Genomic DNA, 474 nt, shown 5'->3' with positions numbered 1-474 from the left:
CCAAGGTTACTTGACCTTCGTGAACTGGTCAGAGCTGGTAAACCTGCCAGAACGCGTGTCGTTCAAAGGGGACAACGACTTGTTCCTTGAGGGAGTTGTGGTCGACCGCTTCAACTACCTCCAGTTCTCCTCGAATGACCCGAACACCAGGTCAACCGGGCACCAGATCATCCCGATGAACGACGGAAACGTCAGGATCAAGTCTGACCATTTCGACAGGTTCTGGAGGCGCAGCCCTAACTGGATATGGGCTGACTCGTCCGACACCACGGCCAGAAACAGGGACACGCTCTTCCGGCCGGTCAAAGTCGACGCCAACACCATCGGACTAATTAACCTTGGCAACAACATGTTCTGCAAGCGCCTTACAGCCGACAACAAAGTGAGCTGCCTCAACGCGGCGGATCAGAGCCTGTCCATATTTGCGAGGCTGCTAGTGCAGGAGCAGGTGCTGGAGAGGACCATCTCCAACGT

The 474-nt window shown here is 55.5% G+C and carries 1 protein-coding gene; it reads left to right on the top strand.

Going from position 1 to position 474, the window contains the following annotated elements:
* Positions 1 to 79: 79 nt before the first annotated feature.
* Positions 80 to 474 (top strand): hypothetical protein (locus GFJ41_RS18040; RefSeq protein WP_170076018.1); only part of this gene is annotated, 395 nt, incomplete at its 3' end.

Origin of the sequence: Paraclostridium dentum, from assembly GCF_012922555.1 — a bacterium.
GTDB classification, from domain to species: Bacteria; Bacillota; Clostridia; order Peptostreptococcales; family Peptostreptococcaceae; genus Paraclostridium; species Paraclostridium dentum.
This window is presented reverse-complemented; position numbering and strand designations above follow the sequence as displayed.